At 49.8% G+C, this 566-nt stretch carries 2 rRNA genes; both read right to left on the minus strand.

The features are described from left to right. Positions 1-127 (minus strand): 23S ribosomal RNA (locus AC1DF0_RS32040); the annotation flags it as partial. 296 nt (positions 128-423) lie between these two features. After that, a 5S ribosomal RNA gene (gene rrf / locus AC1DF0_RS32045) occupies positions 424-540 on the minus strand. Positions 541-566: the final 26 nt, after the last annotated feature.

Here is a 566-nt window from a genome sequence, read left to right on the forward strand (position 1 = left end):
TTTCCCCATTCGGAAATCCCCGGATCAAAGCCTGCTTACGGCTCCCCGAGGCGGTATCGTTGTTCGCCACGTCCTTCTTCGGCTCCTGGTGCCTAGGCATCCTCCGTGCGCTCTTAATAGCTTAACCAATGCTCAGGTGATTCGGCTTGTGCGCCGTTTTCACTTTGTTTCTTTGATYTCCTAAGACATCAAATGGYTGAAACAAACTGAAAAAATGTCGCAACAATCTCGAACAACCTTCGCTAACATCAACTGCTGAGCTCGCATTCGCTAACTCTGCTCGCTGATGGTTAATCCAGCTAAAGGATGTTTCAGCAATTCTTATCTTTCGTTATCCAGTTTTCAAAGAGCAAGTGTTTTGCGCTGCGATCACTTCAGAGTTAATCTTCAGCAAACACGCAACATTTAGATGCTTCTGCACCCGCTTGGCGACGTCCTACTCTCCCAGGACCCTGCGGTCCAAGTACCATTGGCGCTGGAGGGCTTAACGGTCGTGTTCGGTATGGGAACGCGTGGTTCCCCTCCGCCATCGCCACCAAACGGATGATGCTTTGAAAGACGATTAG

Source organism: Paenibacillus sp. 05T425, assembly GCF_056396205.1.